Source organism: Peterkaempfera griseoplana, from assembly GCF_001418575.1.
GTDB lineage: Bacteria > Actinomycetota > Actinomycetes > Streptomycetales > Streptomycetaceae > Peterkaempfera > Peterkaempfera griseoplana.
The window spans coordinates 1-1690 of record NZ_LIQR01000712.1 but is presented as its reverse complement, the minus strand read 5'-3'; the positions used below and the strand labels follow the sequence as shown (position 1 = coordinate 1690).

The window sequence follows — 1690 nt, the reverse complement described above, 5'->3', positions numbered from 1 at the left end:
CCACCAGCCCTGCGCGCTGGCCGCCGTCGCCCCCACCGTCTACCCCTGACCGCCCGCCCGGCGCTCACGATTTCGAAAGGAGAGGGTCCCTCGTGGGGTTCTGCGATCTGCCCGGAGCGGGCCTGCTGTGCGACACCGTGGCGGGCGGTGTCGGGGATTCCATCACCGCCTCGATCGGCAACTGGATCGCCTCTTCCTGCGGCGATCTGGCCCAGTCCGCCGTCGACCTGGCCACCCGCGGCGTCGACGCCACCACCAGCGTCGATCTGGACGCCGCATGGTTCCGCACCAACTACGCGGCGATCTTGCCCATCGGGCTGGTGCTGCTCGTCGCCACGTTCTGCCTGCAACTGGCCCGCGCGGCCTGGCGCCGCGACGGGCAGGCCCTGGGCCAGGCCGTCACCGGCACCGTCGCCGGGGTGCTGTTCTCCTTCACCGCCATCGCCTTCACCTCCGTCGCCCTGACGGTTACCGACGCCCTGTCACGCGGTCTGTTCCAGCTCGCCAACACCTCTGTCGACGACGCCGTCCGCCGCCTGGTCAAGGTCTCCCTGATCACCTCGACCAGCCAACTGGGCTGGGCCATCCCGGCCCTGGTCGCCGTGGGCTGCGCGATCGGCGCGTTCCTCTACTGGGGCATGATGGTCTTCCGCAAGGTCGCCATCCTCATCCTGGTGGTCCTGGCCGTCTTCGCGGGCGCCGGAGGAGGCTGGGAGCCCGCGCAGCGCTGGCGCCGCAGCTGGATCGAGGCCACCGCAACGCTGGTGTTCTCCAAGCTGCTGATGACCGTCGTCTTCCTGATCGGCATCTCCGCGGTCGGCTCCTCCGACACCAGCCAGGGAGTCGGCGCCCTGTCCGACATCATCGCCGGCCTGGTGGTGATGCTGCTGGTGCTGTTCTGCCCCTTCGCCGTCTACAAGTTCGTGCATTGGGCCGGCGACGGGCAGGCCCAGGACCTGCACCGCGGCACCGCCGCTGGTCTGGGCACTGCGACTGCGATGGCCAAGAAGGGCCACCAGATGGCCGCCCGCTCCGGCGGCACCCCGATCCCGGCGCCGCAGGGCCCGAACAAGGTCCCCGGCATGACCACCACGCCTCCCGCGCCCCCGGCTGACGCCGCCTCCTCGCCCTCGGGCAGCGCCACCACGTTCCGGTTCGGGCAGGACCCCGCGGGCCGCCGCGGGCCGGGCGACGGCGGGCAGCCGCTGATCACCCGCCCACCGCAGCCCCGCACCGATGGAGACCGCGACCATGCTCTGGTCACCCGCCCCGGCGCCGCCACCGCAGCACCGGCCGGCACTCCGGCTCCGACGGCCTCCGCACCGGGTGCGGTGCCCAACGGGCCGGTCCTGGCGGGTGCACGGCACGCCGCAGCCGGATCCGCACCAGCACCCATCGACCCGGCCATCACCCCGCCCGTACCCCAGCCCGCACCGCAGACGGCTCCGACCGGACAGCGGTGGACCTACCCGGGCCCCTCCCCCCGACCCTGACCCCTCGGGGCAGACGCGCCCGCCCGGCCGTTTCCCTGTTCGCTCGTGAGAGGACCCTGTCCTGTCTGTCTTCCCTTCCTCTGCCGAGGCGCCTGCGACGGTGCGGTTCCCGGCCCGGTCGCGGCGTGGCGTGCTGCTGGGGCTCAGCGCCCCACAGCTGGTGCTCGCCGGGTGCGCCGGTGCCGTGCTGCTGGCCG

Annotated in this window: 1 protein-coding gene; it reads left to right on the top strand. The window is 73.1% G+C overall.

Annotation, left to right across the window (positions count from 1 at the left end; genetic code table 11):
* Positions 1–92: 92 nt before the first annotated feature.
* Positions 93–1493 (top strand): SCO6881 family protein, encoded by a 1401-nt coding sequence (locus AOK09_RS35830; protein WP_079063699.1) that lies wholly within the window; start codon positions 93–95, stop codon positions 1491–1493.
* Positions 1494–1690: the final 197 nt, after the last annotated feature.